The organism is Streptococcus henryi DSM 19005 (genome assembly GCF_000376985.1).
In the GTDB taxonomy this organism is placed as follows: Bacteria; Bacillota; Bacilli; order Lactobacillales; family Streptococcaceae; genus Streptococcus; species Streptococcus henryi.
This window is the reverse complement of record NZ_AQYA01000032.1, coordinates 15,410-38,727: the sequence shown is the minus strand read 5'-3', so window position 1 is coordinate 38,727 and position 23,318 is coordinate 15,410. Positions and strand designations below refer to the sequence as shown.

Below are 23,318 nucleotides of genomic sequence, written 5' to 3'. Positions count from 1 at the left end.
TTTTTGTTATAATGGAGTGGATTATATTATTTTGAGGAGTCAGCATGAGTGATCTTAGTATTGGTAATCTTTTAAGGGAAGCACGTGTCCAAAAACAGCTAACACTTGAGGACGTTGCGAGCTTAAGTAAAGTTCCTCAACACTACTTGCTTGCTATGGAATTAGATCAATTTGGTATTATTCCTAAAGATAAGGCCGATGTATACTTTTCTGAATACGCCAAGGCAGTCGGTTTAACTGTTGAAGAATTACTTGCCTCTCAGCAACAAGAAGATACTGAGAAAAAACAAAAAGAAGAAGATTTACAACAAACTGCTAAAAGCTCTGCTATTTCCCCTAATGATGAGAAAAAAGCAGAAGTGGAAAGTCTGAAGGTTGAAGAAGATGTTCAATCAGAAGTTCCAGTCTTAGCAAGTCGAAGCAGTCGCTATAATCGACATGAGAAAAGAGATGACCGTACATCATTTTTACCATTATTCGTACTGACTCTTCTGACCATGGCCATTTTAAGCTTTGTTTTCTACATCGTTTGGCAACAAATGAATCTAGAAAAACAAGAAACAAAAACTAGCTATTCACTGGTTTCTCGGCAAAGTAGCCAAGCTGAAAGCAGTCAAGAGTCATCGTCAACATCTTCTGAGACTAACTCTTCAAGCAGTGAACCAACTGCTATGACATTATCATCTGAAGCCAACGGTGATCAACTTCAAGTTACTGTTGAAAATGCACCTGAAACTATTGAAATAACGGTGAGTTTATCTGGTGCTGAGAGCAGCTGGGTCTCTGTCACAAACACTGAGGCTGGGAGTGAAGGCTTACTTCTTTCATCAACCGAGACAAACAGTTACACTACCAAGCTCCTAGCAGATGCTACTTCATCTCTCATTACACTGGGAGTAACCGAAGGAGTTACTGTAACCATCAACAACCAGAAAGTTGATTTATCTGGTTTAACCTCTACTGCTATTAGCTATGTCACAATTACAATAAAGTAGGAAAATAAAATGAATAAAATTGATTTTAAAAAGAAAGAAAATATCCCTAATTTACTAACTCTCGGGCGTATTTTTATGATTCCCCTCTTCATCCTTATCCTTTGTTTCTGGAATAGCCAGACTGGTCATATTGTTGCCTCTCTTATTTTTGCAGCTGCAAGTTTTACAGATTATCTCGATGGCTACTTAGCACGTAAATGGAAAGTTGTAACAAACTTCGGAAAATTTGCTGACCCACTTGCTGATAAGATGCTTGTCATGACCGCTTTTATTATGTTAGTAGAACTTGGTATGGTACCAGCGTGGGTTTCAGCTATTATCATCTGTCGCGAATTGGCTGTCACTGGTCTGCGTCTTCTTCTTGTTGAACAGGGTGGTGAAGTTTTAGCTGCTGCTATGCCTGGAAAAATCAAGACATTTACACAGATGTTTTCAATCATCTTTTTGCTTTTCCACTGGACCCTAATTGGAAATATCCTACTCTATGTAGCCTTAATCTTTACAATTTATTCTGGCTATGATTATTTCAAAGGAGCAAGCTTCCTCTTTAAGGATACATTTAAATGACAAATAGTATTGAAGTTAGAGATTTAAAATTTAAATACGACCAAGAACAAGAGCATTACACTCTAAATGGTGTTTCGTTTCACGTGAAACAAGGTGAATGGTTATCTATTATTGGACATAATGGTTCTGGGAAATCAACGACTGTTCGTTTGATTGACGGGCTCCTAGAAGCCGAATCAGGGAAAATCTATATTGAAGGTCAAGAACTGACAGAAGATAATGTTTGGGATGTTCGTCATAAAATCGGTATGGTTTTCCAAAATCCAGATAATCAATTTGTTGGTGCAACAGTAGAAGATGATGTGGCCTTTGGCTTGGAAAATAAAGGTGTTCCTTTAGAAGAAATGCAAATCCGAGTAAAAGAAGCTTTAGAGCTTGTTGGCATGACCGCTTTTGCAGAACGTGAGCCAGCACGCTTGTCTGGCGGGCAAAAACAACGCATTGCAATTGCTGGCGCTGTAGCCATGCGTCCAAATATCATTATTTTAGATGAAGCAACCAGTATGCTTGATCCTGAAGGTCGTCTTGAACTCATTAAAACAATGAAAGCAATTCGTGATCAATATGGAATGACGGTCATTTCAATCACACATGATTTGGATGAAGTGGCATTGAGTGATCGTGTTCTAGTCATGAAGAATGGTCAAGTAGAATCCAGCTCAACTCCAAGAGAATTATTTGCAAGAGGTGAGGAATTGCTAGCTTTAGGCTTAGACATTCCCTTTACTGCCAACCTCATTAAACTGCTAAGAACGGATGGAATCAACATAAAAGACGACTATCTTACAGAAAAGGAACTAGAAGAACAGTTATGGGAATTACTCTCGAAGGCGTAAATTATACCTACCAAAAAGGCACACCATTTGAAGGCAAGGCCCTATTTGATATTGATTTGACTATTGCAGATGGCTCATATACTGCTTTCATTGGTCATACTGGTTCAGGAAAATCAACTATCATGCAACTACTTAACGGGCTTAACGTGCCAACACAGGGAACTGTTTATGTTGATGATATGGCTATCACAGCAGGTTCCAAAAACAAAGACATCAAATTGGTACGAAAAAAAGTTGGATTGGTTTTTCAATTTCCAGAAAGTCAACTTTTTGAAGAAACAGTATTAAAAGATGTAGCTTTTGGACCTCAAAATTTTGGTGTTTCTAAGGAAAGAGCTGAAGAATTAGCGCGTGAAAAATTAGCAATGGTCGGAATTTCAGAAGAATTTTTTGATAAGAATCCCTTTGAACTTTCTGGTGGACAAATGCGTCGTGTGGCCATTGCCGGTATCCTAGCAATGGAACCAAATATCCTCGTTTTAGATGAACCAACGGCTGGATTAGATCCCAAAGGGCGTCGAGAACTAATGACGCTATTCAAAGAATTACATCAATCAGGCATGACTATTGTTTTAGTAACACATTTAATGGATGATGTGGCTGATTATGCTGATTATGTCAACGTATTAGAGACAGGAAAACTAATTTTATCAGGAAAACCTTCTGATATTTTTCAAAATGTTGACCTGCTTGAAAGTAAGCAGTTAGGAGTTCCAAAAATTACAAAATTTGCTCAAAATCTTCGTAAACGTGGCTTTCAACTGGAGCGTCTCCCTATTACAACTGAGGAATTCGTGGAGGTATTAAAGCATGGATAAACTAATACTTGGCCGATATATTCCAGGAAATTCACTCATACACCGTTTGGATCCACGCAGTAAGTTGCTAGCAATGGTACTTTATATCATTATTATCTTCTGGGCTAATAATTTAGTAACAAATCTATTGATGTTAGCCTTTACTCTAGTAGTAATCTTACTTTCACAAGTAAAATTGAGTTTCTTTATCAACGGTGTTAAACCAATGATTGGAATTATCCTCTTTACAACTATATTCCAGATGCTTTTTACGCAAGGTGGAGAAATTATTTTACAAATTTGGATTATCAGAATTACAAGTTTTGGACTTAGTCAGGCAGCCTTAATTTTCATGCGCTTCCTTCTTATCATTCTATTTTCAACACTTCTCACTTTGACAACAACCCCACTAAGCCTTGCGGATGCTGTTGAATCCTTATTAAAACCTTTTGAAGTATTCAAAGTTCCTGCTCATGAAATTGGACTCATGTTATCACTCAGTCTTCGTTTCGTGCCAACACTAATGGATGATACAACACGTATCATGAATGCTCAAAGAGCTCGGGGGGTAGACTTTGGTGAAGGCAACTTAGTTCAAAAAGTAAAATCAATCATCCCAATTTTGATTCCCCTATTTGCTTCTAGCTTTAAGCGGGCTGATGCTCTAGCAATTGCTATGGAAGCAAGGGGTTATCAAGGTGGAGATGGGCGTACTAAGTACCGCAGACTAAAATGGACACTCAAAGATAACTTAGCACTTTTATCAGTAATTGCTCTTGGAGCTCTGCTATTTTTCTTAAAGAACCCTTAAACGCCTATTCTGTAGGCGTTTTCTTTATTTTATGTCAATCATACTGTAATATTTTTAATCATATTCCAAAATCCGAGTAACATAAAGAGGGTAAGATAAGATATACAAATTTGAAAGAAATGAGGCATATTATGCTTATTGAAACACCAAAAAATAAACAACTCGGATTACTGAAAGCAGGGCTTACCCTAGCGGCTATTGTAACTAGTCTATCTCTTCCTCTTTTTGTTAAGGCTGATTCTTACACAGTTCAGTCAGGAGATACTTTATCTGCTATTGCAAATAAATATCAAACAACTGTTGAACAGGTCGCTTCAGAAAATAAGATTTCAAATATTAATTTGATTAGTGTCGGTCAAGTTCTAAACATTAATAATAGTACAACAGTAAGTACTGAAACTAAGGTAGAGACTGAATCAGTGAAAACAACAGTAACAACATCAACAACATCAACTTCTAGCCTTAGTGCAAGTGATGCTGCAGCAAAAGAAGTCATTGCTCAACGTGAGTCAAGTGGAAGCTATACTGCTCAAAATGGCCAATACTATGGTCGCTACCAATTAACACTTTCTTATTTAAATGGTGACTTATCTCCAGAGAACCAAGAAAGAGTTGCTGACGCTTACGTAACAAATCGTTACGGTTCATGGTCAGCTGCACTAGTTTTCTGGAATGTAAACGGTTGGTATTAAAAATCGCTCAAACCTTGATAACATCAAGGTTTTTATTGTAAACGCATTAACTAAAATACATTTACAATAACTGTCAACAAGTTTACAAAATACCTTAAATCTCAACTTTCTTGTAATATTTTTAATAAAACCTACATATGAAAGTAATAATAAAGAGTTATGATATAGACTGTAAAATAACGTGAGGTAATTTATGAAATTCAGCAGAATTGCAAAATCTAAACGTCAAAAACAAGTCATCACGACTTTGCTAAGTCTTGTTCTAATCTCAAGCCTTATTGCTTCAGTTTTTGTCTTTTCAACAACTAATGTCAATACTGAGTCATTCGAAACTAAATCAGAAGTAAAAGTAACAAAAGAAACATCAACTTCTTCATCGCAAGAAGTTACTAAAGACAGCACTACAGAAAAAGTTGAAACAAGTCATTCAAGTACAGAAAGCTCTGAAGAAGCTACTGAAAATGAGACTATTGAAGAAACTAACATTACTGTTAGTGAAGAACCAACAGTTGTAGCTTACACAGATACAGTCGTTGCTGAGCAACCTGTCTATACAGAAACAACATATTATTATACACAACCAGCTGCAACTACTACAGCATATACACCTGCCCAAGCAAACGTTACACTAAGTAATGGTAATACTGCGGGTGCTATTGGTTCTGATGCAGCGGCACAAATGGCAGCAGCAACCGGTGTTCCTCAGTCAACTTGGGAAAGCATTATTGCTCGTGAATCAAATGGAGATCCATCGGCAGCTAATGCATCTGGTGCTTCAGGGCTTTTCCAAACCATGCCAGGTTGGGGATCAACTGCAACAGTTGAAGATCAAGTGAATGCTGCAATCAATGCATATAATGCTCAAGGTTTGTCCGCTTGGGGTTACTAAGAGTTAGCTTTTAAATATTAAAAATCCTTAAATCACATTATAGTGACTTAAGGATTTTTTTGATGTCTTTAGGAGAATGACAAATAGCATCAGCCCCACTTGCTTGTAAATCATGCTGTAAACCAAATCCCCAGGTTACACCTAGAGTCTTAATTCCAGCAGTTTTTCCACCAATGATGTCAAAGCTCGTATCTCCAATAATCAAAGAATAAGACTGATTTATCTGATTTTCTGTCAAGCAAGTCCTTATTAAATCAGCCTTATGATAACAATTTGGTCTAGCTCCATAGACTGCTTTAAAGTATTTAATAATTCCAAGTTCAGTCAGCATCACAATTGCCATGGGCTCATTCTTGCTGGTAGTTATGTACAGATCATATCCGCTAGCACTTAGATCTCTTAACATCTCTTCTATATCTGGATAAAGGGAAGTTTTATGAACTCCCTCACTGTCATAGGAGTCACGGTAGGTTTGAATGGCATTGGAAATAGCTGAGCTATCCTCAAAATACTTTCCAAAAGTTGTCTCCAATGGAGGACCTATAAAAGTTGACAAGGTGTCATCGTCTGGTAAAGGTAACTGTAAAGATTTAAAAGCATAACGGAAGGCTGCTTTGATACCTGGACTAGAATCAACCAAGGTACCATCAAGATCAAATAGAATAGATTTCAAATCAATCTCCTGTAAATATATTGTATAGATTGTTTTACACCATAATGTAATAATTCAATAATTGGGCTGTTCGTTAACAAGAAATATTCTAGTCAGATACCAAAGTATTTAAATACTAATTGACAAGAATGCCAATTAGTGGAAAAAATCTTGTTTGGAATAGAACTGATAGAGGAAATTCAACTATTCCAAACTAGGCTAGTGACCAAAAATCTCTTGGCTGAGTCGTCGTCCTGTTGGAGTTGCTGCAAGGCCTCCTTCAGCAGTCTCACGAAAAGCCGTAGGTAAGCTTGCACCTACCTGATACATGGCGTCAATAACTTCATCAACTGGAATTTGAGAAGAAATGCCTGCAAGAGCCATATCCGCAGCAACCAAGGCAAAACTTGCACCAAGGGCATTACGCTTAACACAAGGTACCTCAACTAAGCCGGCAACTGGATCACATATTAAACCAAGAAGATTTTTAATAACAAAGGCAACAGCCTGACTAGCTTCAAAGGCTGTCCCACCAGCTGCCTTAACCAAAGCTGCAGCTCCCATAGCAGAAGCTGAACCAACTTCAGCTTGACAACCTCCCTCTGCTCCAGAAATCGAAGCATTATTTCCGATAACTAAACCGAAAGCTCCAGCTGTAAAGAGAAAGTCTACTTGTTCTTTTTCAGATAAATGTAACTTGTCAATGGCCGTTGACAAGACTGCTGGTAAGCAACCCGCACTGCCTGCTGTTGGGGTAGCACAGACTAAGCCCATTTTGGCATTAAGCTCATTTACAGCCATGGCATTACGAACAGCAGTCAGGACTGTTTTATCCGATAAGGTCTTCCCTGACTTTAAATACTGATCCATCTTGACAGCATCACCACCAGTTAGACCACTAATGGATTTACTCTCTGTCAAGCCATTGACAACTGAAGCTTTCATGACTTCTAGATTTCGTGACATAATATAGAGAATTTCTTCTCGACTACGCCCTGTGAGTTCAATCTCTGTCTCAATCATAAGCTCTGCTATGTTACCATCAAAGCGACTATCAGCTTGTTCAACTAATTCTTTAATTGTATAAAACATGCCAATCCTTTCTAATCAAAAAAGTTAACATTGTGGAGATGAGGGATTTCCTTAATTCGGTTGACAGCATCTTGACAATCTCGTGAATCTACCTCGATAATCATAATGGCCTTTTCTCCTGCGCGTTCTCGAGTCACATTCATTTGTGCTATGTTAATGTGATAGTCCGAGAGAATATCTGTGACCTTAGCAATCATTCCAGGGATATCTTGATGGACAATAATCAGGGTGGGTGTGTTCATTTTGAGAGAGACAGAGAAGCCATTAAGCTCTGTGACCTCAATGTTACCACCTCCAATTGACACCCCTGTAATGCTCATACTTTTCTGCCCTTTTTTAACCGTAATCTTGGCCGTATTGGGATGAGGTGCATTGCTGTCTTTTAGAATATCCCAGTAAATACGGATACCTTTTTGGTGGGCAATCTCTAGAGAATCTTTGATATCTGGATTATCCGTATCCATTCCTAAAATCCCTGCTACCAAGGCCTTATCTGTCCCATGTCCCTGATATGTTTTTGCAAAGGAGTTAAAGAGATGGAAGGTCACTTCCTCGGGTATATCTCCAAAAATTGAGTTTACAATTTTACCAATGCGTACAGCACCCGCTGTATGGCTTGAAGAGGGTCCAATCATGACAGGTCCGATGATGTCAAAAACAGATTGGAATTTTAAATGATTCATATGAACTCCTTAAGTGAATTTCTGCATCCCTATTATAGCAAAGAAAACGTAAACAGCGCGTCTTTTTCTTCCATTAATGCAAATTCATGTTATAATAGTTTTCGCGTGGATTCACGCAATCAAATTCGACCTTCAAATCGATATTTGAGAACTAGACTCTTCAAGTCTATGTTAAACAATTGAACTCGGGCTAAATCCTCGAAAAAAAGATAAACCCCTTCAGAAAATCAGGATTTTCTGGTGGTTTCCTATTTTTCTATCGGATTTTTAACGCCCTAAGTATCTTTAATTTGATGGGAGGAGTTATCTATGGTTGATAATTCAAAAACACGTGTTGTCGTTGGTATGAGTGGGGGCGTTGATTCGTCTGTAACAGCTCTGCTTTTAAAGGAGCAAGGTTATGACGTTATTGGCGTCTTCATGAAGAACTGGGATGACACAGACGAATTCGGTGTCTGTACGGCAACCGAAGATTATAAAGATGTAGCTGCAGTAGCTGACCAAATTGGTATCCCTTACTATTCTGTAAACTTCGAAAAAGAGTACTGGGACCGCGTATTTGAGTATTTCTTAGCGGAATACCGTGCGGGACGCACACCAAATCCAGATGTTATGTGTAACAAGGAAATCAAGTTTAAAGCCTTTCTTGACTACGCTATGACTCTTGGTGCTGATTACGTAGCGACAGGTCATTACGCTCAAGTTAAACGTGATGAAGACGGCACTGTACACATGTTGCGTGGTGCCGATAACAATAAAGATCAAACTTATTTCTTGAGCCAATTGTCTCAAGAACAACTGCAAAAAACAATGTTCCCACTTGGCCATTTGCAAAAGCCAGAAGTTAGGGAAATAGCAGAGCGCGCAGGACTTGCAACTGCTAAGAAAAAAGATTCAACTGGCATCTGCTTTATCGGCGAAAAGAATTTCAAAGAATTCCTCAGCCAATACTTGCCTGCTCAAAAAGGACGTATGATGACTGTTGATGGTAAAGATATGGGTGAACACGCAGGTCTCATGTACTATACAATCGGTCAACGTGGTGGTCTCGGTATCGGTGGACAACACGGTGGGGATAACCAACCCTGGTTTGTTGTTGGTAAAGACCTATCACAAAACATTCTTTATGTTGGACAAGGTTTCCACCATGAATCATTGATGTCAACTTCACTTGACGCTTCTGTCATCCACTTCACACATGATATGCCTGAAGAATTCACGCTTAAATGCACTGCTAAATTCCGTTACCGTCAACCAGATAGTAAAGTAACTGTCAAGGTAAAAGGGGATAAAGCTGAAGTCATCTTTGATGAGCCTCAACGCGCTATCACACCTGGACAAGCTGTTGTCTTTTACGACGGTCAAGAATGTCTTGGTGGCGGTATTATCGATATGGCTTACAAAGATGGAGTAGCTTGTCAGTATATCTAATAGCTAGAGGTTAAGTATGGTTTCTTGTATTTTCTGTAATATGCAACCCCCTATATTTGAAAATGATTTAGCTCTGGCCTTTTTTGACAAAAATCCAGTTTCTAAAGGACATGTCTTGCTTGTTCCGAAGCGTCATGCCAAAGATTATTTTGAGCTGACTTCAGAAGAAAAGTTAGCCTTGGATGATTTACTGGGGCTCTGTAAAGGATACTTGGATAATCTTTACAAGCCAGATGCTTACAATATTGGAGCTAATTGTGGCTTAGAAGCTGGTCAAACAGTCTTTCATTGTCACATCCATTTAATTCCAAGATATGCGGGCGATATGGCAAACCCAACTGGCGGTGTTCGCGGGGTTATTCCAGAAAAACAGAACTACAAAGATTGACCTTTAAACCTTAATTTGCTAAACTAATTTTAACAATAATCATGATGGTCAAAGCTCATGAGAATTGTGCGCTTTTTGGCGTGCAATTTTCGAGGGTTTTGGCTGTTTTTTGTGCAGTTATGGAGGTCCCATGGATTTTAGAACTAAAACAAATGAATATAGCTTTGGTGTTAGAGTATCGGCATTAATGATTGAGGATGATAAAATATATTTAGCAAAGTCTCCTAATGATGAATACTACTTGTTAGGAGGTGCTATTTTTGTTAATGAATTAACTAAAGATGCTATAAGGCGTGAAATTAAAGAAGAAGTTGGAGCTGATAGTGAAGTTGGATCCTTAGCTTTTATAGTTGAAAATCAATTTTATTTAGAGGACACAAGCTATCATCAAATTGAATTTCACTACCTAGTCAATCTACTTTCTGAACCTAATGAAAAGATGATAGAAGGTGGGCAAACCCGTCAATGTGAATGGGTTTCAATTGACAACTTAGATCAAATTAATCTGAATCCTGCTTTTCTAAAAACTGCGCTTAAAAATTGGGATGGCCAAATCAAACATTTTGTAAATAAAGATGGAGAAGAATAAAATGACACACAACTTTTCAGAAAGCTATGACGTTATCGTAATCGGTGCCGGACATGCCGGTGTAGAAGCCAGTCTAGCTGCCAGCCGAATGGGCTGTAAAACTTTGTTGGTAACCATTAACTTAGAGATGTTGGCCTTCATGCCTTGTAATCCTTCTATTGGTGGATCTGCTAAGGGAATTGTAGTTCGCGAAATTGATGCTCTGGGTGGGGAGATGGGTAAAAACATTGACAAAACCTACATTCAAATGAAAATGCTCAATACTGGTAAAGGACCTGCAGTTCGTGCCCTTCGTGCTCAAGCAGACAAGGCTCTTTACGCACGCACCATGAAACACACCGTTGAGCAACAAGAAAACTTGACACTTCGCCAATCATTGGTTGAAGAAATCTTAGTTGAAGATGGTAAGGTTATCGGTATTCGTACGGTTACTGACCAAAAATATGCTGCCAAGTCAGTTGTCGTAACAACCGGAACTGCTCTTCGAGGTGAAATCATCTTAGGTGAACTCAAATATTCTTCAGGGCCAAATAATAGCTTAGCTTCTATCGGACTTGCAGATAATTTGAAAGAACTAGGGCTTGAAATTGGTCGTTTCAAGACAGGGACACCTCCTCGTATCAAAGCTAACTCAATCAACTATGAAGCAACTGAGATTCAACCCGGTGATGACAAACCAAATCATTTCTCATTCATGTCTAAAGATAAAGATTACCTTCAAGACCAAATTCCTTGCTGGTTGACCTACACCAATCAATCTAGCCATGATATTATCAATAAAAATCTTCATCGTGCACCAATGTTCTCTGGTATTGTTAAGGGGGTAGGACCTCGTTATTGTCCATCGATTGAAGATAAAATTGTCCGCTTCGCTGACAAAGAACGTCACCAACTCTTCCTTGAACCTGAAGGCCGTGACACTGAAGAAGTTTACGTCCAAGGTTTGTCAACAAGTCTCCCTGAGGACGTTCAAAAAGACCTCATTCATTCAATCAAAGGGCTTGAAAATGCTGAAATGATGAGAACAGGTTATGCTATTGAGTATGATATTGTTCTTCCTCACCAGCTCCGTGCAACCCTTGAAACTAAGAAAATTTCTGGTCTCTTTACAGCAGGACAAACCAATGGTACTTCTGGTTATGAAGAAGCTGCTGGCCAAGGACTTGTTGCTGGTATCAATGCTGCCCTTAAAGTTCAAGGTAAGCCTGAATTAATCTTAAAACGTAGTGATGCCTATATCGGGGTTATGATTGATGACTTGGTAACTAAAGGAACCCTTGAACCTTACCGTCTCTTAACTTCCCGCGCAGAATACCGTCTCATTCTTCGCCATGATAATGCAGATATGAGATTGACTGAGATCGGTCGTAAAGTTGGTCTAGTTGATGATGAACGCTATCTTCATTTCCAAATTCGTAAAAATCAATTTGACAGTGAGTTGACACGCCTTGAAAAAATCAAACTCAAACCTGTTAAAGAAACCAATGACCGAATTGAAGCACTAGGCTTTAAACCACTAACAGATGCCCTTTCAGCCAAAGAGTTCATGCGTCGTCCTGAAATTACTTATGATGTTGCAACTAGTTTTGTAGGTCCTGCAGCTGAAGATTTAGATGCTAAAGTTATTGAACTCCTTGAAACTGAAATTAAGTATGAAGGTTATATCAATAAAGCACTTGATCAAGTCGCAAAAATGAAGCGTATGGAAGAAAAACGTATTCCTTCAACTATCGACTGGGATGATATTGACTCAATTGCTACTGAAGCGCGTCAAAAATTCAAGAAAATTAATCCTGAAACTATCGGCCAAGCTAGTCGTATCTCTGGTGTTAACCCTGCAGATATTAGCATTCTCATGGTCTACTTAGAAGGAAAACAAAAAGCTAGTAAGAAAGCTTTATAAATCACTTTTTAAACAATTAAGAGGTTGTGCTCAATCACAGTCCCTTAATTGTTTTTATTGTCAATAGAGTAAAGACAAATCACTTTTATTAAATAAATAACTGTTCAAATAAGGCATACTTAATCATTTTTAGGTAAAATTTAAGCTCTGTAAAGTCCAAAAACTAAGTCAACTATCTATCTTTGGAAGTGGGTAAATCCTATGTTTTAAAGGTATTTTATGGTATAATGGTTAGCTAAGAGGTTAATCAATGAAAAGATTTCGTTTTGAAACCATACACTTGGTTTTAATTGGTTTAATTTTATTTGGGATATTAGCGATAGCTGTCCGATTATTGGAGTCTCAAACTATACTTATCATGCTCATTTTCTTAGTCTTATCAGCTTTGGTTGCACTGCTTTATTACCAAAAAGAAAACTATGAAATTTCTGAGTTGGAACAAATAGAGCTCTTAAATAATCAAACTGAGCTTAGTTTAAAGCATTTATTGGAAAAAATGCCTGTCGGTGTTATCCAATTTGATGAAGAGAGTAATGATGTTGAATGGTTTAATCCATACGCTGAACTCATTTTCACTAATGAAAATGGGGATTTCGAAGAGAAATTTGTTCAGGAAATTATTCGCTCAAAACGTGATGGTTCTGCCAGTCAAAGCTTCGAAATAGGTGGCAATAAATACTCTTCCTACCTTGATTTATCATCAGGAATTTTTTATTTCTTTGATGGCTTTATGGGAAATCGTGAAAGAGAAGATATCACTTTTCTAAGACCTGTAATCGGTATTATCTCCATTGACAACTACGATGAGGTCACGGATGATTTGTCTGATGCAGAAGTTTCACAAATCAATAGTTTTGTGGCTAGCTTTATGTCAGATTTTGCTCAATCTAAGAATATCTTTTATCGTCGTGTCAACATGGATCGCTACTATTTCTTCACAGATTATGCTGTGCTCAGCGACTTAATTGAGGCTAAGTTTGATATTTTAGAAGTATTCCGTAACAAGTCAAAAGAACGTGAGCTTCCTTTGACAATGAGTATGGGAATTTCCTTTGGAGAAGACAACCATAAACAAATTGGTCAAGTTGCCTTAGAAAACTTGAATATTGCCCTTGTTAGAGGGGGAGATCAAGCTGTTATTCGAGAAAATGAAGAACATAAGAAGACCATGTACTTCGGTGGAGGATCTGCTTCAACCATTAAACGTTCTAGAACTCGTACTCGAGCAATGATGACAGCTATTTCTGACCGCATCAAAACGGTTGATAATGTTTTTGTTATTGGACATCGTAATTTGGATATGGATGCGCTTGGAGCAACCATCGGTATGCAATTTTTTGCTAGCAATTTAATTGATAACGCCTATGCTATCTATAATCCTGATGAAATGAGTCCCGATGTCACAAGAGCTATCGAGCGGATCAAAGCTGATAAAAACACTCGTTTGATTACGGATACAAGAGCCAAAGAACTAGTGACTCCACACTCTTTATTGATTATGGTTGACCACTCAAAAATTGGTTTAACTTTATCTCGTGATCTTTACAGTATGTTTACAGATGTCATTGTTGTCGACCATCATAGACGTGATGAAGATTTTCCTGAAAATGCTGTACTGACCTTTATCGAAAGTGGAGCTAGCAGTGCTAGTGAGCTAGTCACAGAATTGATCCAATTTCAATCTGCTAAAACTAGACTAAGCCGAACACAAGCTAGTATCTTAATGGCCGGTATTATGTTGGACACTAAAAACTTTACAGCTAGCGTTACTAGTCGTACATTTGACGTTGCAAGCTATTTGCGCTCTCTAGGAAGTGATAGCTTAGAGATTCAAAATATCTCAGCAACAGACTTTGATGAATATCGATTAATTAATGAGCTTATCTTGAGGGGGCAAAAGATTTCCGACAAGATCATCGTTGCTTCAGGTGCTGAAAATGCTGTATATAGTAATGTTGTTTCAAGTAAAGCAGCTGACACCATGTTGACAATGGCTGGTATCGAAGCAGCCTTTGTTATTAGTCGCACACCATCTCATACTGTGGCCATTTCTGCACGCAGTCGCAGTAAAATGAATGTTCAGCGTATCATGGAAACCCTAGGTGGCGGTGGTCACTTTAACTTTGCTGCCTGTCAACTTACTGACAAAACTGTGTCAGAAGCACAAGATATATTAGTAAAACAAATAAGAACTGAACTCTCAGAAAAAACGGAGGATGAATCATGAAAGTTATTTTTTTAGCAGATGTTAAAGGAAAAGGAAAAAAAGGGGAAATTAAAGAAGTTCCTACAGGGTATGCCCAAAACTTCCTTATCAAAAAAAATCTTGCTAAAGAAGCTACCAATCAAGCTATTGGTGAGTTGAAAGGAAAACAAAAATCTGAAGAAAAAGCACAAGCAGAATTGCTTGCTGATGCAAAAGCAATTAAAGAAGTACTAGATAAAGAAGAAACACGTGTACAGTTTACAGAGAAAGTTGGGCCAGATGATCGAACTTTCGGATCTATTACTGCTAAGAAAATTGCTGAAGAACTAAATAAACAGTATGGAATCAAGCTAGATAAACGTCACATTGAGATGGCACACCCAATTCGTGCTATTGGCTTGATTGAAGTCCCTGTCAAACTTCATAAAGAAGTTAAAGCTGAAATCAAACTCAATATTAAAGAAGCCTAAGTAAAAAATGATTAGACAGGGGGTGTTCAAGTGGCTGACGTATCTGAGTTAAGAGTTTTGCCTCAAGATGTACTAGCTGAGCAATCTGTATTAGGCTCATTATTCATTTCACCTGATAAATTAATCACTGTCCGTGAATTTATTGAACCTGATGATTTTTACAAGCATTCCCATAAAATCATTTTTAGGGCTATGATCAGCTTAAGTGATCGAAACGAAGCAATTGACGCGACAACAGTTCGATCAATTCTTGCTGACCAAGGTGATTTACAAAATATTGGTGGCTTATCTTACATAGCAGAGCTTGTCAATGCTGTTCCAACCAGTGCCAATGCTGAGTACTATGCTAAAATAGTCTCTGAAAAGGCCATGCTGCGCAATATTATTGCAAGGTTGACAGATAGTGTAAACCAAGCCTATGATGGAGAAACTGATTCTGAAGTCATTTTGGCAGGAGCTGAACAAGCACTAATTCAAATCAATGAAAGCAGTAATCGGACTGGATTCCGTAAAATTTCAGATGTTCTAAAGGTCAACTATGAAAATCTAGAAATCCGTTCCCAACAAAAAGGTGACGTTACAGGTCTCCCTACTGGTTTCCGTGATTTAGATAAGATTACAACTGGTTTACACCCTGATCAACTCATTATTCTAGCTGCCCGACCTGCGGTGGGTAAGACAGCATTTGTTTTGAACATTGCACAAAATGTTGGAACTAAGCAAAATCGTCCTGTAGCCATTTTCTCACTGGAAATGGGGGCCGAAAGCCTAGTTGACCGTATGTTGGCAGCAGAAGGAATGGTAGATTCACATGCCCTTAGGACAGGACAGTTGACTGAGCAGGACTGGAATAATGTTACTATCGCACAAGGAGCACTTGCAGAAGCTCCTATTTATATCGATGATACCCCCGGTATTAAAATCACTGAAATCCGCGCCCGTTCCCGTAAGCTTGCACAAGAGGTTGAAGGTGGTCTAGGATTGATTGTCATTGACTACCTCCAATTGATTACAGGTACTCGACCTGAAAACCGTCAACAAGAAGTCTCTGACATTTCACGCCAATTAAAAATCTTGGCTAAAGAGCTCAAAGTTCCTGTAATTGCTCTTAGTCAGCTCTCTCGTGGTGTGGAACAACGTCAGGATAAGAGACCTGTCCTCTCAGATATCCGTGAATCTGGATCTATTGAACAAGATGCCGATATTGTTGCCTTTCTTTATCGTGATGATTATTACCGTAGAGAAGGTGATGATAGCGAAGAACAAATCGAAGATAATACAATTGAAGTTATTCTTGAAAAAAACCGTGCTGGTGCGCGTGGAACCGTTAAATTAATGTTCCAAAAAGAATATAATAAGTTTTCTAGTATTGCCCAATTCGAAGAACATTAAAATAATAATTTAAAACAAGGAGAAATAAACATGAGTGACGCATTTACAGATGTTGCTAAGATGAAAAAAATTAAAGAAGATATTAAGGCTCATGAAGGTCAACTAGTAGAATTGACATTAGAAAATGGTCGCAAACGCGAAAAAAATAAAATCGGTCGTTTGACAGAAGTTTATCCATCTTTGTTTATCGTTGAATACAATGACAACTCTGATGTTCCAGGTGCCATCAACAATTCTTATGTCGAATCTTACACTTACTCAGATATCTTAACAGAAAAGACCCTAATCCGTTATTTGGACTAAGGTCTACTAAATTACGAAGGACTCTTCAACTGGAGAGCCTCTTTTTTATACCAAAAATGACCTCCCTATTATACTAACTAGAGAGGTCATTTCTACTATAAGTCATTTGAAGAGTTTTGATACATCGTCACTTTCGGCTTGCACTACTTCAGTTGAGAGAAAGAAGTTTCTTCAAGACCAAGATCCAAGAGTATATCCCCAGACTTTTTTGTGAACTGACTGAGTCAGTTTTTATTTCCAACCTCTGTTCCTTATATAAGAACTCTTCATTCGACTCTATTTTCCTACTTCAAGGCATCCTTAACACCATTTTCAACGGCATTTTCGATAACTGGACTACTTGCCTTTACACCAACTAGTGTATTGAGCAACTGTTTGACATCAATACCCACAGAATCATTAAGGCCAGCTTGAACCTGAGTCATTGATTTGGTAATATCTTCCACCATCTTTGCAGAATTCCCCTCACCATACATGGTTATAGAGTCAATCTTAGTCAACGGTTCAGCAACAGCACGCGCCACATCCGGTAAAGCATTGAAATACATTTCAAGGACAGCAGCCTGGTTCATCTTAGCCATGGCTTCGGCTTTCTTTTCAAGACCTTCTGCTTCGGCTCTTAGCTTAGCAGCAATAGCAGCAGCTTCTGCCTCCCCTTTAGCTCGAATACCTTCTGCTTCAGCAAGCATGGCTTCTTTATCAGCTTGAGCCTGTTGAGTACGCTCATAGGCCTCAGCCTCAACTTCTTTTTGACGTTTAAAGAGATTAGCCTGAGCTTGTTGCTCTTGAGCATAGCGTTCAGCATCAGCCTGTGCCTTGATTTCAGCTTCAAGGGCTTGACGACGAACCTTAACTTCTTGTTCTTTAACCAAGGCTTCTTGTTCTTGCTTAACAATATTGGCTTCAGCGGTTTCGCGTTCAATATCCTTACGTTGAATTTGTTGTTGAATAGAGTAAGCGGCGTCCGCTTTGGCTGTTTCTGTATCAGCTTCCGCTTTCAAAGCAGCCTGACGTTTAGCCAACTCAGTTTGTTTCTGAGCAATTTCCAAGTCTGCTGCCACACGTGCATCATTAGCTAGTTTATCTGATTCAGCTTGTTGTTGGGCAATTTCTTGTTGAGCTTTTGCCCTAGCCTTAGCAGCTTCTTTACGGATCTGCTCTGTATTGTCAATACCAAGATTCTCAATAACACCCTTGTCATCAATTAATCCTTGAATATTAAAAGCTACAATTTCCAGCCCCATTTCTTCAAGGTCCTTTGTCGCATTATCCTGTACTTTTTCAGAAAAGGAGACACGGTCAGTAACAATTTGAGCTAGCTTCATTTGTCCGATAATAGCACGTAAGTGACCTTCTAAGGTATCTCTCACCTCGTCAGCAATCTCTTCTGATGATTTATATAGAAAGTTTCGAGTTGCTGCTTGGAATAATTCTGGACGCTCTGTACCAATTTTAACTTTGACAGCAGCATCAACTTTAACATTAATATAGTCATTGGTTGGTACATAGTCAGCAGTACGGGCATCTACAGAAATCATTCCCGCAGTCATAGAGTCCACACGTTCAAGAATTGGAATTTTCCAACCTGTTTTACCATGAAGAACACGCTGACCCCGAGGACCTGAAATAACCTTAATTTCACCTGGTGAAGCAGAAACAAAACCAGCAAAGAAAATACCAAGTGCCAAAATAACCAGCACTATTCCAATAATTATTCCAAAATTAATCATTCTGACATCTCCTTATCATTTTTAAGATAGCCTCAGTTTATCATATTTAGAAACCTCTTACAATTTTTTACTGCAAGAGTTCTAGACACTTTGATTAAAGAATCTAGTGGAAATAATTTATTAATACTTAAATTCAAACACCATCAGTTTTCAACTGCAGTGAAGAAACATTTGACAAAAGGACTACATTAAAAGAGCCTGGATAAAAACTCCTAACATCTATAGTACAGTTTGTAGTAACATCAAAACGAAGAAGCCTTATAAACTATAGGTAACCTATATTTCAAGTCAATCTCATTTTATATTGACATATTAGCTATTATTTTGATAAAATAAATAAGCTGATGGTCTCATAGCTCAGCTGGATAGAGCATTCGCCTTCTAAGCGAACGGTCGCAGGTTCGAATCCTGCTGGGATCAAAAAATAAAGGTAGCGGGGGTCTATCCCCTGCTACCTTTTTTCTTGATTATTGATACTAAATGATTGACTATTTATGATAGGGGCTCCCTTGCTGTATCATAAATGCTCGGTAAATTTGCTCAGCCAAAACTAGTCTCATTAGCTGATGAGGCAAAGTAAGTAGACCAAAACTCATCAGTAGGTTAGCCCTTTTTTTTACTTCCGGTGCCAGACCAAGACTGCCACCAATGATAAAGGTAATATCTGAGTAGCCTTTAAGAGTAGCATCAGACAGAATTTTACTGAATTTTTCAGATGGAAACTGTTCCCCTTCTATTGCTAAGGCAATAACAAATTCTCTGTCTCCAACCTTAGCTAAAATTCGTTCAGCCTCTTTGGACATTATCCGTTGATTTTCAGCTTGACTTGCATTATCTGGTGTTTTTTCATCAGTGAGTTCAATTTGTTCAACCTTGGTAAAACGTCCCATTCGTTTAACATATTCTGCAATACCATCTTTCAAGTATTTTTCTTTTAGTTTTCCAACAGTAATTATTTTGACTTTCATAATGTTATTCTACCATAATATCCACAAATATTACACAACTTATCCACATGTTTATAAAGATAAAAAGCTTTAAAATCCTTATTTTTATTGACTTATTTTCAAATAATACAAAAGTTTTCCACAAGCTGTGGATTTCTTTTTTTATTTTTTTAAGGTATAATTAAGTCACTTTAGATAAGCTAATAGATAGATTTGGAGGTCAAATATGAAAATATTGAAGAAATGGTTCAAACCTTTGCTCGTTCTAGTTGGTGGATTTCTAGCTGGACTTATTGGAGCACTGGTAGCCTTAAACATGGTTAATGTGCAAACTGGAAACAGTACTAATTCATCTGGAGCAGTCACTAGTAATGTTTCATATAAGAATACAACTGACACTACAGAAGCTGTTAGTAAAGTACAGGATGCAGTTGTATCTGTCATTAATTACCGTACTCAATCAAATAATAGCACAGATTTCTATATGCAAATGTTTGGCGGAGGAGAAGACGGACAAGAATCATCTAATGAATTATCTGTTTATAGTGAAGGATCAGGTGTCATTTATAAAGTAGATGGAAAATCAGCCTATCTTGTAACTAATACCCACGTTGTAGATGGAGCTGAACAAATTGAAATTATGATGTCTGATGGCAGTAAGGTGGTAGGAGAACTCGTAGGAGCAGATACTTATTCAGACATTGCAGTTGTTAAAATTTCTTCAGAAAACATTTCTACTGTAGCAGAATTTGCAGACTCTGATAAGCTTACAGTTGGTGAAACCGCAATTGCAATTGGTAGTCCTCTTGGAACAGAATATGCCAATTCTGTAACTCAAGGGATTGTCTCAAGTCTAAGCCGTACTGTGACCCTTACCAATGAGAGCGGAGAAACCATCTCAACAAACGCTATTCAAACAGATGCTGCAATCAATCCTGGTAACTCCGGTGGTGCCCTAATCAATATTGAAGGTCAGGTTATTGGAATCAACTCAAGTAAGATTTCATCTACATCAAGCCAATCAGGTGAATCTGTCGAAGGTATGGGCTTTGCTATTCCAGCAAATGACGTTGTCACTATTATCAATCAACTTGAAACTAATGGTAAAGTCATTCGACCTGCACTTGGTATTTCAATGGTAGCCCTAAGTGACTTATCAACCAATGCTATTGCACAACTTAATATTCCAACAAGTATCACAAGCGGTGTTGTAGTAGCAAGCGTCCAAGAAAGCATGCCAGCTGATGGTAAACTTGAAAAATATGATGTCATCACAGAAATTGATGGTAAAGAGGTAACATCTACATCAGACCTTCAAAGTGTTCTTTACGGTCATGCAGTAGGGGATTCTATCAAAGTAACCTTCTATAGAGGTACAGATAAGAAAACAGCAACAATAGAATTAGCTAAAACGACTCAGGATCTATCAACAAACAATTAATCTTGACTCTGTTCAAGACACTTGCAAACTTGACAAGACCTGTAAAATACCTTTACAATAGTGTAAAGGTATTTTTTTGGAGGACATATGGTCGAAAAATTAGAATTGATTCCACTTAAGGACATTTCTCCCAATCCCTATCAACCAAGATTGGAATTTAATCAAGAAGAATTGGATGAATTAGCCAAATCAATCAAAGAAAATGGTCTCATTCAACCTATTATTGTTAGGCCATCCAGTATTTTCGGCTATGAATTGATTGCAGGCGAGAGACGATTACGAGCTAGTGAACGAGCAGGCTTAGAGCTGATACCTGCTGTTATCAAAGATATCAGCAATCGTGAAAGTATGCAGCAAGCCATCGTAGAAAATCTCCAACGTAGTAATCTTAATCCTATTGAGGAAGCTAAAGCCTATCAGCAACTCTTAGATAAGAATCAAATGACCCATGAAGAATTGGCTACTTATATGGGGAAATCACGCCCTTACATCACCAATTCTTTGCGTCTACTCAATCTCCCTACCTTCTTAATACGATCAATTGAAAATGGAAGTCTATCTCAAGGACACGCGCGTCTTCTTCTTACCATACCAGACGAAGAAAAACAGAATTACTGGTTTCAACGTATCTCAAATGAAAATCTCAGTGTTCGTCAATTGGAAAAACTCCTAAAGGAAAAACCTAAAATAAAATCAAAATCAAAAAAAATAAATATTTTCATCAAAGATAAAGAAAGCGAGCTCTCAAAAGCTTTCGGCTTACCTGTCACCATCTCTCAGAAAAAAGACGGTCAAGGTCAATTGGTTTTTCACTTCTCTGATGATGAAGACTTTAACAGAATTATCAACAAGCTAAAATAGCTTGTTGATTTCTTTTTTTCCTTTTCATGATTGTCCACAAGTTTTGAACCCTTTCAAAGGTCTATTTACTAGGCTTTTTTTGTTTTTCCACACCCTGTGGAAAACTATTTTTAACAGTGTGAATTTTATTTTTAACCTTGTGGAAAACTTTTCTTTTTTATGTTAGAATGTTACTATAATTATCCACAAGAGGACCTTTTATGACTGAAAATGAACAAATTTTTTGGAATAGAATCTTGGAACTCGCCCAAAGTCAATTAACACAAGCTACATATGAATTTTTTGTGCTAGACGCACGTTTAATCAAGGTAGACAATCAAACTGCTACAATCTATCTTGATAAAATGAAAGAATTGTTTTGGGAAAAAAATCTAAAGCCGGTCATCTTAACAGCCGGTTTTGAAGTTTTCAATGCTGAGATTGCTGTAGTCTACGTTTTCGATGATGAACAAGTCGCAGCTGCAGAATCTATTGAAAATCCGAGTATTCCTAATCAAACTATTCCATCTGCACCAAACTTACCGCCCGTTAATTCTGACTTGAATCCTAAGTATCGTTTTGATAATTTTATTCAGGGTAAAGGAAATCAATGGGCTTTTGCGGCCGCTTTGGCGGTAGCAAATGATCCTGGCGGCATTTACAATCCTTTCTTTATCTGGGGAGGACCTGGGCTCGGTAAAACTCACATTTTGAATGCTATCGGTAATACTGTTCTTGAGAATAATCCTACAGCGCGTGTCAAATACATTACAACAGAGAACTTTATCAATCAATTTATCACACATATTCGCTTAAAAGATATGGACTCTCTAAAAGAAGAATTCCGTAATTTGGATGTACTCTTGATTGATGATATCCAATTCTTAGCTAAACAAAGTATGTCTGGGACACAAGAGGAGTTTTTCAATACCTTTGATGCGCTTTACAAAGCAGGTAAACAAATTGTACTGACAAGTGACCGCACACCAGATCAACTTAACGATTTGGAAAAGCGTCTTGTCACGCGCTTTGGCTGGGGACTCATCCAAGATATTACACCACCTGATTTCGAAACCCGTGTGGCCATTCTAGAAGATAAAATTCAAGAATATCCCTATGTTTTCCCAGCAGATACAGTTAGCTATTTGGCTGGACAATTCAATAGTAATGTTCGAGAGCTGGAAGGTGCGCTCAAAGATATCAGTCTTGTAGCCAATTTCAAGCAAGTTGGAACCATTACTGTCGACATTGCAGCTGAAGCTATTCGTGCTAGAAAACAAGATGGTCCTAAGATGACTGTTATTCCAATTGAAGAGATTCAAAGCCAAGTTGGTAAATTCTATGGGGTAACTGTCAAAGAAATAAAGGCAACCAAACGAACACAGAATATCGTTTTAGCACGTCAAGTTGCCATGTTTTTAACTCGTGAAATGACCGACAACAGCCTTCCAAAAATTGGTAAAGAATTTGGTGGTCGAGATCATTCAACTGTTCTGCATGCCTATAATAAGATTAAAAATATGATTGCTCAGGATGATAGCCTGCGTATTGAAATTGACACGATTAGAAATAATATAAAATAGCACCCTGTGGATAAAAGGCTAGATTTTAATAGAGTTATCCACAACTTGTGAACAACTCTTATCCCGTATCAATACTGTTTT

At 38.0% G+C, this 23,318-nt stretch carries 23 protein-coding genes and 1 tRNA gene; 19 read left to right on the top strand and 5 right to left on the bottom strand.

Going from position 1 to position 23,318, the window contains the following annotated elements; genetic code table 11:
• Positions 1–44: 44 nt before the first annotated feature.
• From F601_RS0105855 to F601_RS0105825, 7 genes are all read left to right on the top strand, one after another.
• Positions 45–995, top strand: a complete 951-nt coding sequence (locus F601_RS0105855; RefSeq protein WP_018164737.1) for a helix-turn-helix domain-containing protein — start codon at positions 45–47, stop codon at positions 993–995.
• Positions 996–1,004: 9 nt separating this feature from the next.
• Positions 1,005–1,562, top strand: coding sequence for a CDP-diacylglycerol--glycerol-3-phosphate 3-phosphatidyltransferase (gene pgsA, locus F601_RS0105850; protein WP_018164736.1), 558 nt, complete (start codon positions 1,005–1,007; stop codon positions 1,560–1,562).
• Complete coding sequence (locus F601_RS0105845; RefSeq protein WP_018164735.1) at positions 1,559–2,398, top strand: energy-coupling factor ABC transporter ATP-binding protein; 840 nt, start codon at positions 1,559–1,561, stop codon at positions 2,396–2,398. The genes pgsA and F601_RS0105845 overlap by 4 nt, the downstream gene beginning before the upstream one ends.
• Entirely contained in the window at positions 2,374–3,216 is an 843-nt protein-coding gene (locus F601_RS0105840; protein WP_018164734.1) for an energy-coupling factor transporter ATPase, read from the top strand. The genes F601_RS0105845 and F601_RS0105840 overlap by 25 nt, the downstream gene beginning before the upstream one ends.
• Positions 3,209–4,006, top strand: coding sequence for an energy-coupling factor transporter transmembrane component T family protein (locus tag F601_RS0105835; protein ID WP_018164733.1), 798 nt, complete (start codon positions 3,209–3,211; stop codon positions 4,004–4,006). The genes F601_RS0105840 and F601_RS0105835 overlap by 8 nt, the downstream gene beginning before the upstream one ends.
• 131 nt (positions 4,007–4,137) lie before the next feature.
• The gene (gene apf / locus F601_RS0105830; protein WP_018164732.1) at positions 4,138–4,698 is read left to right on the top strand and encodes an aggregation-promoting factor; all 561 of its coding nucleotides are present in this window, start codon (positions 4,138–4,140) and stop codon (positions 4,696–4,698) included.
• A gap of 193 nt (positions 4,699–4,891) precedes the next feature.
• Entirely contained in the window at positions 4,892–5,587 is a 696-nt protein-coding gene (locus F601_RS0105825) for a transglycosylase SLT domain-containing protein (protein WP_018164731.1), read from the top strand.
• A gap of 37 nt (positions 5,588–5,624) precedes the next feature.
• Here the strand turns inward: F601_RS0105825 and F601_RS0105820 are convergent, their stop codons facing one another.
• The 3 genes from F601_RS0105820 to sdaAB form a co-directional block, all read right to left on the bottom strand.
• The gene (locus F601_RS0105820) at positions 5,625–6,260 is read right to left on the bottom strand and encodes an HAD hydrolase-like protein (RefSeq protein WP_018164730.1); all 636 of its coding nucleotides are present in this window, start codon (positions 6,258–6,260) and stop codon (positions 5,625–5,627) included.
• A gap of 198 nt (positions 6,261–6,458) precedes the next feature.
• Positions 6,459–7,331, bottom strand: coding sequence for an L-serine ammonia-lyase, iron-sulfur-dependent, subunit alpha (sdaAA, locus tag F601_RS0105815; RefSeq protein WP_018164729.1), 873 nt, complete (start codon positions 7,329–7,331; stop codon positions 6,459–6,461).
• Positions 7,332–7,342: 11 nt separating this feature from the next.
• Positions 7,343–8,014: an L-serine ammonia-lyase, iron-sulfur-dependent subunit beta gene (gene sdaAB / locus F601_RS0105810; protein WP_018164728.1), complete on the bottom strand. Its 672-nt coding sequence runs from the start codon at positions 8,012–8,014 to the stop codon at positions 7,343–7,345.
• A gap of 309 nt (positions 8,015–8,323) precedes the next feature.
• On the opposite strand from sdaAB, the gene mnmA reads away from it, so the two are divergent.
• The 8 genes from mnmA (at position 8,324) to F601_RS0105770 (ending at position 16,696) form a co-directional block, all read left to right on the top strand.
• Positions 8,324–9,445 (top strand): tRNA 2-thiouridine(34) synthase MnmA, encoded by a 1,122-nt coding sequence (mnmA, locus tag F601_RS0105805; RefSeq protein ID WP_018164727.1) that lies wholly within the window; start codon positions 8,324–8,326, stop codon positions 9,443–9,445.
• Between the two features lie 16 nt (positions 9,446–9,461).
• Positions 9,462–9,833 (top strand): HIT family protein, encoded by a 372-nt coding sequence (locus F601_RS0105800; RefSeq protein WP_018164726.1) that lies wholly within the window; start codon positions 9,462–9,464, stop codon positions 9,831–9,833.
• A 130-nt stretch (positions 9,834–9,963) separates the two neighbouring features.
• A complete protein-coding gene (locus F601_RS0105795) occupies positions 9,964–10,422 on the top strand; it encodes an NUDIX hydrolase (RefSeq protein ID WP_018164725.1) in 459 nt (152 codons plus the stop codon).
• A 1-nt stretch (position 10,423) separates the two neighbouring features.
• Positions 10,424–12,325, top strand: coding sequence for a tRNA uridine-5-carboxymethylaminomethyl(34) synthesis enzyme MnmG (gene mnmG, locus F601_RS0105790; protein WP_018164724.1), 1,902 nt, complete (start codon positions 10,424–10,426; stop codon positions 12,323–12,325).
• Between the two features lie 250 nt (positions 12,326–12,575).
• Complete coding sequence (locus F601_RS0105785; protein WP_018164723.1) at positions 12,576–14,552, top strand: DHH family phosphoesterase; 1,977 nt, start codon at positions 12,576–12,578, stop codon at positions 14,550–14,552.
• Entirely contained in the window at positions 14,549–15,001 is a 453-nt protein-coding gene (rplI, locus tag F601_RS0105780) for a 50S ribosomal protein L9 (protein ID WP_018164722.1), read from the top strand. Before F601_RS0105785 ends, rplI begins: the two co-directional genes overlap by 4 nt.
• Before the next feature lie 30 nt (positions 15,002–15,031).
• Entirely contained in the window at positions 15,032–16,393 is a 1,362-nt protein-coding gene (gene dnaB / locus F601_RS0105775; RefSeq protein ID WP_018164721.1) for a replicative DNA helicase, read from the top strand.
• A 30-nt stretch (positions 16,394–16,423) separates the two neighbouring features.
• Positions 16,424–16,696: a Veg family protein gene (locus tag F601_RS0105770; RefSeq protein WP_018164720.1), complete on the top strand. Its 273-nt coding sequence runs from the start codon at positions 16,424–16,426 to the stop codon at positions 16,694–16,696.
• Between the two features lie 284 nt (positions 16,697–16,980).
• Here F601_RS0105770 and F601_RS0105765 read toward each other — a convergent pair whose 3' ends face one another.
• On the bottom strand, positions 16,981–18,426 hold the full coding sequence (locus F601_RS0105765; protein ID WP_018164719.1) for a flotillin family protein: 1,446 nt from the start codon (positions 18,424–18,426) through the stop codon (positions 16,981–16,983).
• Positions 18,427–18,772: 346 nt separating this feature from the next.
• Here F601_RS0105765 and F601_RS0105760 point away from each other — a divergent pair.
• Positions 18,773–18,846, top strand: a tRNA-Arg gene (locus F601_RS0105760).
• Between the two features lie 68 nt (positions 18,847–18,914).
• Here F601_RS0105760 and rlmH read toward each other — a convergent pair.
• The gene (rlmH, locus tag F601_RS0105755; protein ID WP_018164718.1) at positions 18,915–19,394 is read right to left on the bottom strand and encodes a 23S rRNA (pseudouridine(1915)-N(3))-methyltransferase RlmH; all 480 of its coding nucleotides are present in this window, start codon (positions 19,392–19,394) and stop codon (positions 18,915–18,917) included.
• A 205-nt stretch (positions 19,395–19,599) separates the two neighbouring features.
• Here rlmH and F601_RS0105750 point away from each other — a divergent pair, with 205 nt between their 5' ends.
• The 3 genes from F601_RS0105750 to dnaA all read left to right on the top strand — a co-directional run bounded on the left by F601_RS0105750 (position 19,600) and on the right by dnaA (position 23,237).
• Complete coding sequence (locus F601_RS0105750) at positions 19,600–20,814, top strand: S1C family serine protease (RefSeq protein WP_018164717.1); 1,215 nt, start codon at positions 19,600–19,602, stop codon at positions 20,812–20,814.
• Between the two features lie 87 nt (positions 20,815–20,901).
• Positions 20,902–21,675, top strand: coding sequence for a ParB/RepB/Spo0J family partition protein (locus tag F601_RS0105745; RefSeq protein WP_018164716.1), 774 nt, complete (start codon positions 20,902–20,904; stop codon positions 21,673–21,675).
• 200 nt (positions 21,676–21,875) lie between these two features.
• Complete coding sequence (gene dnaA / locus F601_RS0105740; RefSeq protein WP_018164715.1) at positions 21,876–23,237, top strand: chromosomal replication initiator protein DnaA; 1,362 nt, start codon at positions 21,876–21,878, stop codon at positions 23,235–23,237.
• Positions 23,238–23,318 lie beyond the last annotated feature (81 nt).

Bases quoted from the DNA above. Each gene is read 5' to 3' on its own strand.
- F601_RS0105855 (WP_018164737.1), top strand. From the start codon at position 45: ATGAGTGATCTTAGTATTGGTAATCTTTTAAGGGAAGCACGTGTCCAA.
- pgsA (WP_018164736.1), top strand. From the start codon at position 1,005: ATGAATAAAATTGATTTTAAAAAGAAAGAAAATATCCCTAATTTACTA.
- F601_RS0105845 (WP_018164735.1), top strand. From the start codon at position 1,559: ATGACAAATAGTATTGAAGTTAGAGATTTAAAATTTAAATACGACCAA.
- F601_RS0105840 (WP_018164734.1), top strand. From the start codon at position 2,374: ATGGGAATTACTCTCGAAGGCGTAAATTATACCTACCAAAAAGGCACA.
- F601_RS0105835 (WP_018164733.1), top strand. From the start codon at position 3,209: ATGGATAAACTAATACTTGGCCGATATATTCCAGGAAATTCACTCATA.
- apf (WP_018164732.1), top strand. From the start codon at position 4,138: ATGCTTATTGAAACACCAAAAAATAAACAACTCGGATTACTGAAAGCA.
- F601_RS0105825 (WP_018164731.1), top strand. From the start codon at position 4,892: ATGAAATTCAGCAGAATTGCAAAATCTAAACGTCAAAAACAAGTCATC.
- sdaAA (WP_018164729.1), bottom strand. From the start codon at position 7,331: ATGTTTTATACAATTAAAGAATTAGTTGAACAAGCTGATAGTCGCTTT.
- sdaAB (WP_018164728.1), bottom strand. From the start codon at position 8,014: ATGAATCATTTAAAATTCCAATCTGTTTTTGACATCATCGGACCTGTC.
- mnmA (WP_018164727.1), top strand. From the start codon at position 8,324: ATGGTTGATAATTCAAAAACACGTGTTGTCGTTGGTATGAGTGGGGGC.
- F601_RS0105800 (WP_018164726.1), top strand. From the start codon at position 9,462: ATGGTTTCTTGTATTTTCTGTAATATGCAACCCCCTATATTTGAAAAT.
- F601_RS0105795 (WP_018164725.1), top strand. From the start codon at position 9,964: ATGGATTTTAGAACTAAAACAAATGAATATAGCTTTGGTGTTAGAGTA.
- mnmG (WP_018164724.1), top strand. From the start codon at position 10,424: ATGACACACAACTTTTCAGAAAGCTATGACGTTATCGTAATCGGTGCC.
- F601_RS0105785 (WP_018164723.1), top strand. From the start codon at position 12,576: ATGAAAAGATTTCGTTTTGAAACCATACACTTGGTTTTAATTGGTTTA.
- rplI (WP_018164722.1), top strand. From the start codon at position 14,549: ATGAAAGTTATTTTTTTAGCAGATGTTAAAGGAAAAGGAAAAAAAGGG.
- F601_RS0105770 (WP_018164720.1), top strand. From the start codon at position 16,424: ATGAGTGACGCATTTACAGATGTTGCTAAGATGAAAAAAATTAAAGAA.
- F601_RS0105765 (WP_018164719.1), bottom strand. From the start codon at position 18,426: ATGATTAATTTTGGAATAATTATTGGAATAGTGCTGGTTATTTTGGCA.
- rlmH (WP_018164718.1), bottom strand. From the start codon at position 19,394: ATGAAAGTCAAAATAATTACTGTTGGAAAACTAAAAGAAAAATACTTG.
- F601_RS0105750 (WP_018164717.1), top strand. From the start codon at position 19,600: ATGAAAATATTGAAGAAATGGTTCAAACCTTTGCTCGTTCTAGTTGGT.
- F601_RS0105745 (WP_018164716.1), top strand. From the start codon at position 20,902: ATGGTCGAAAAATTAGAATTGATTCCACTTAAGGACATTTCTCCCAAT.
- dnaA (WP_018164715.1), top strand. From the start codon at position 21,876: ATGACTGAAAATGAACAAATTTTTTGGAATAGAATCTTGGAACTCGCC.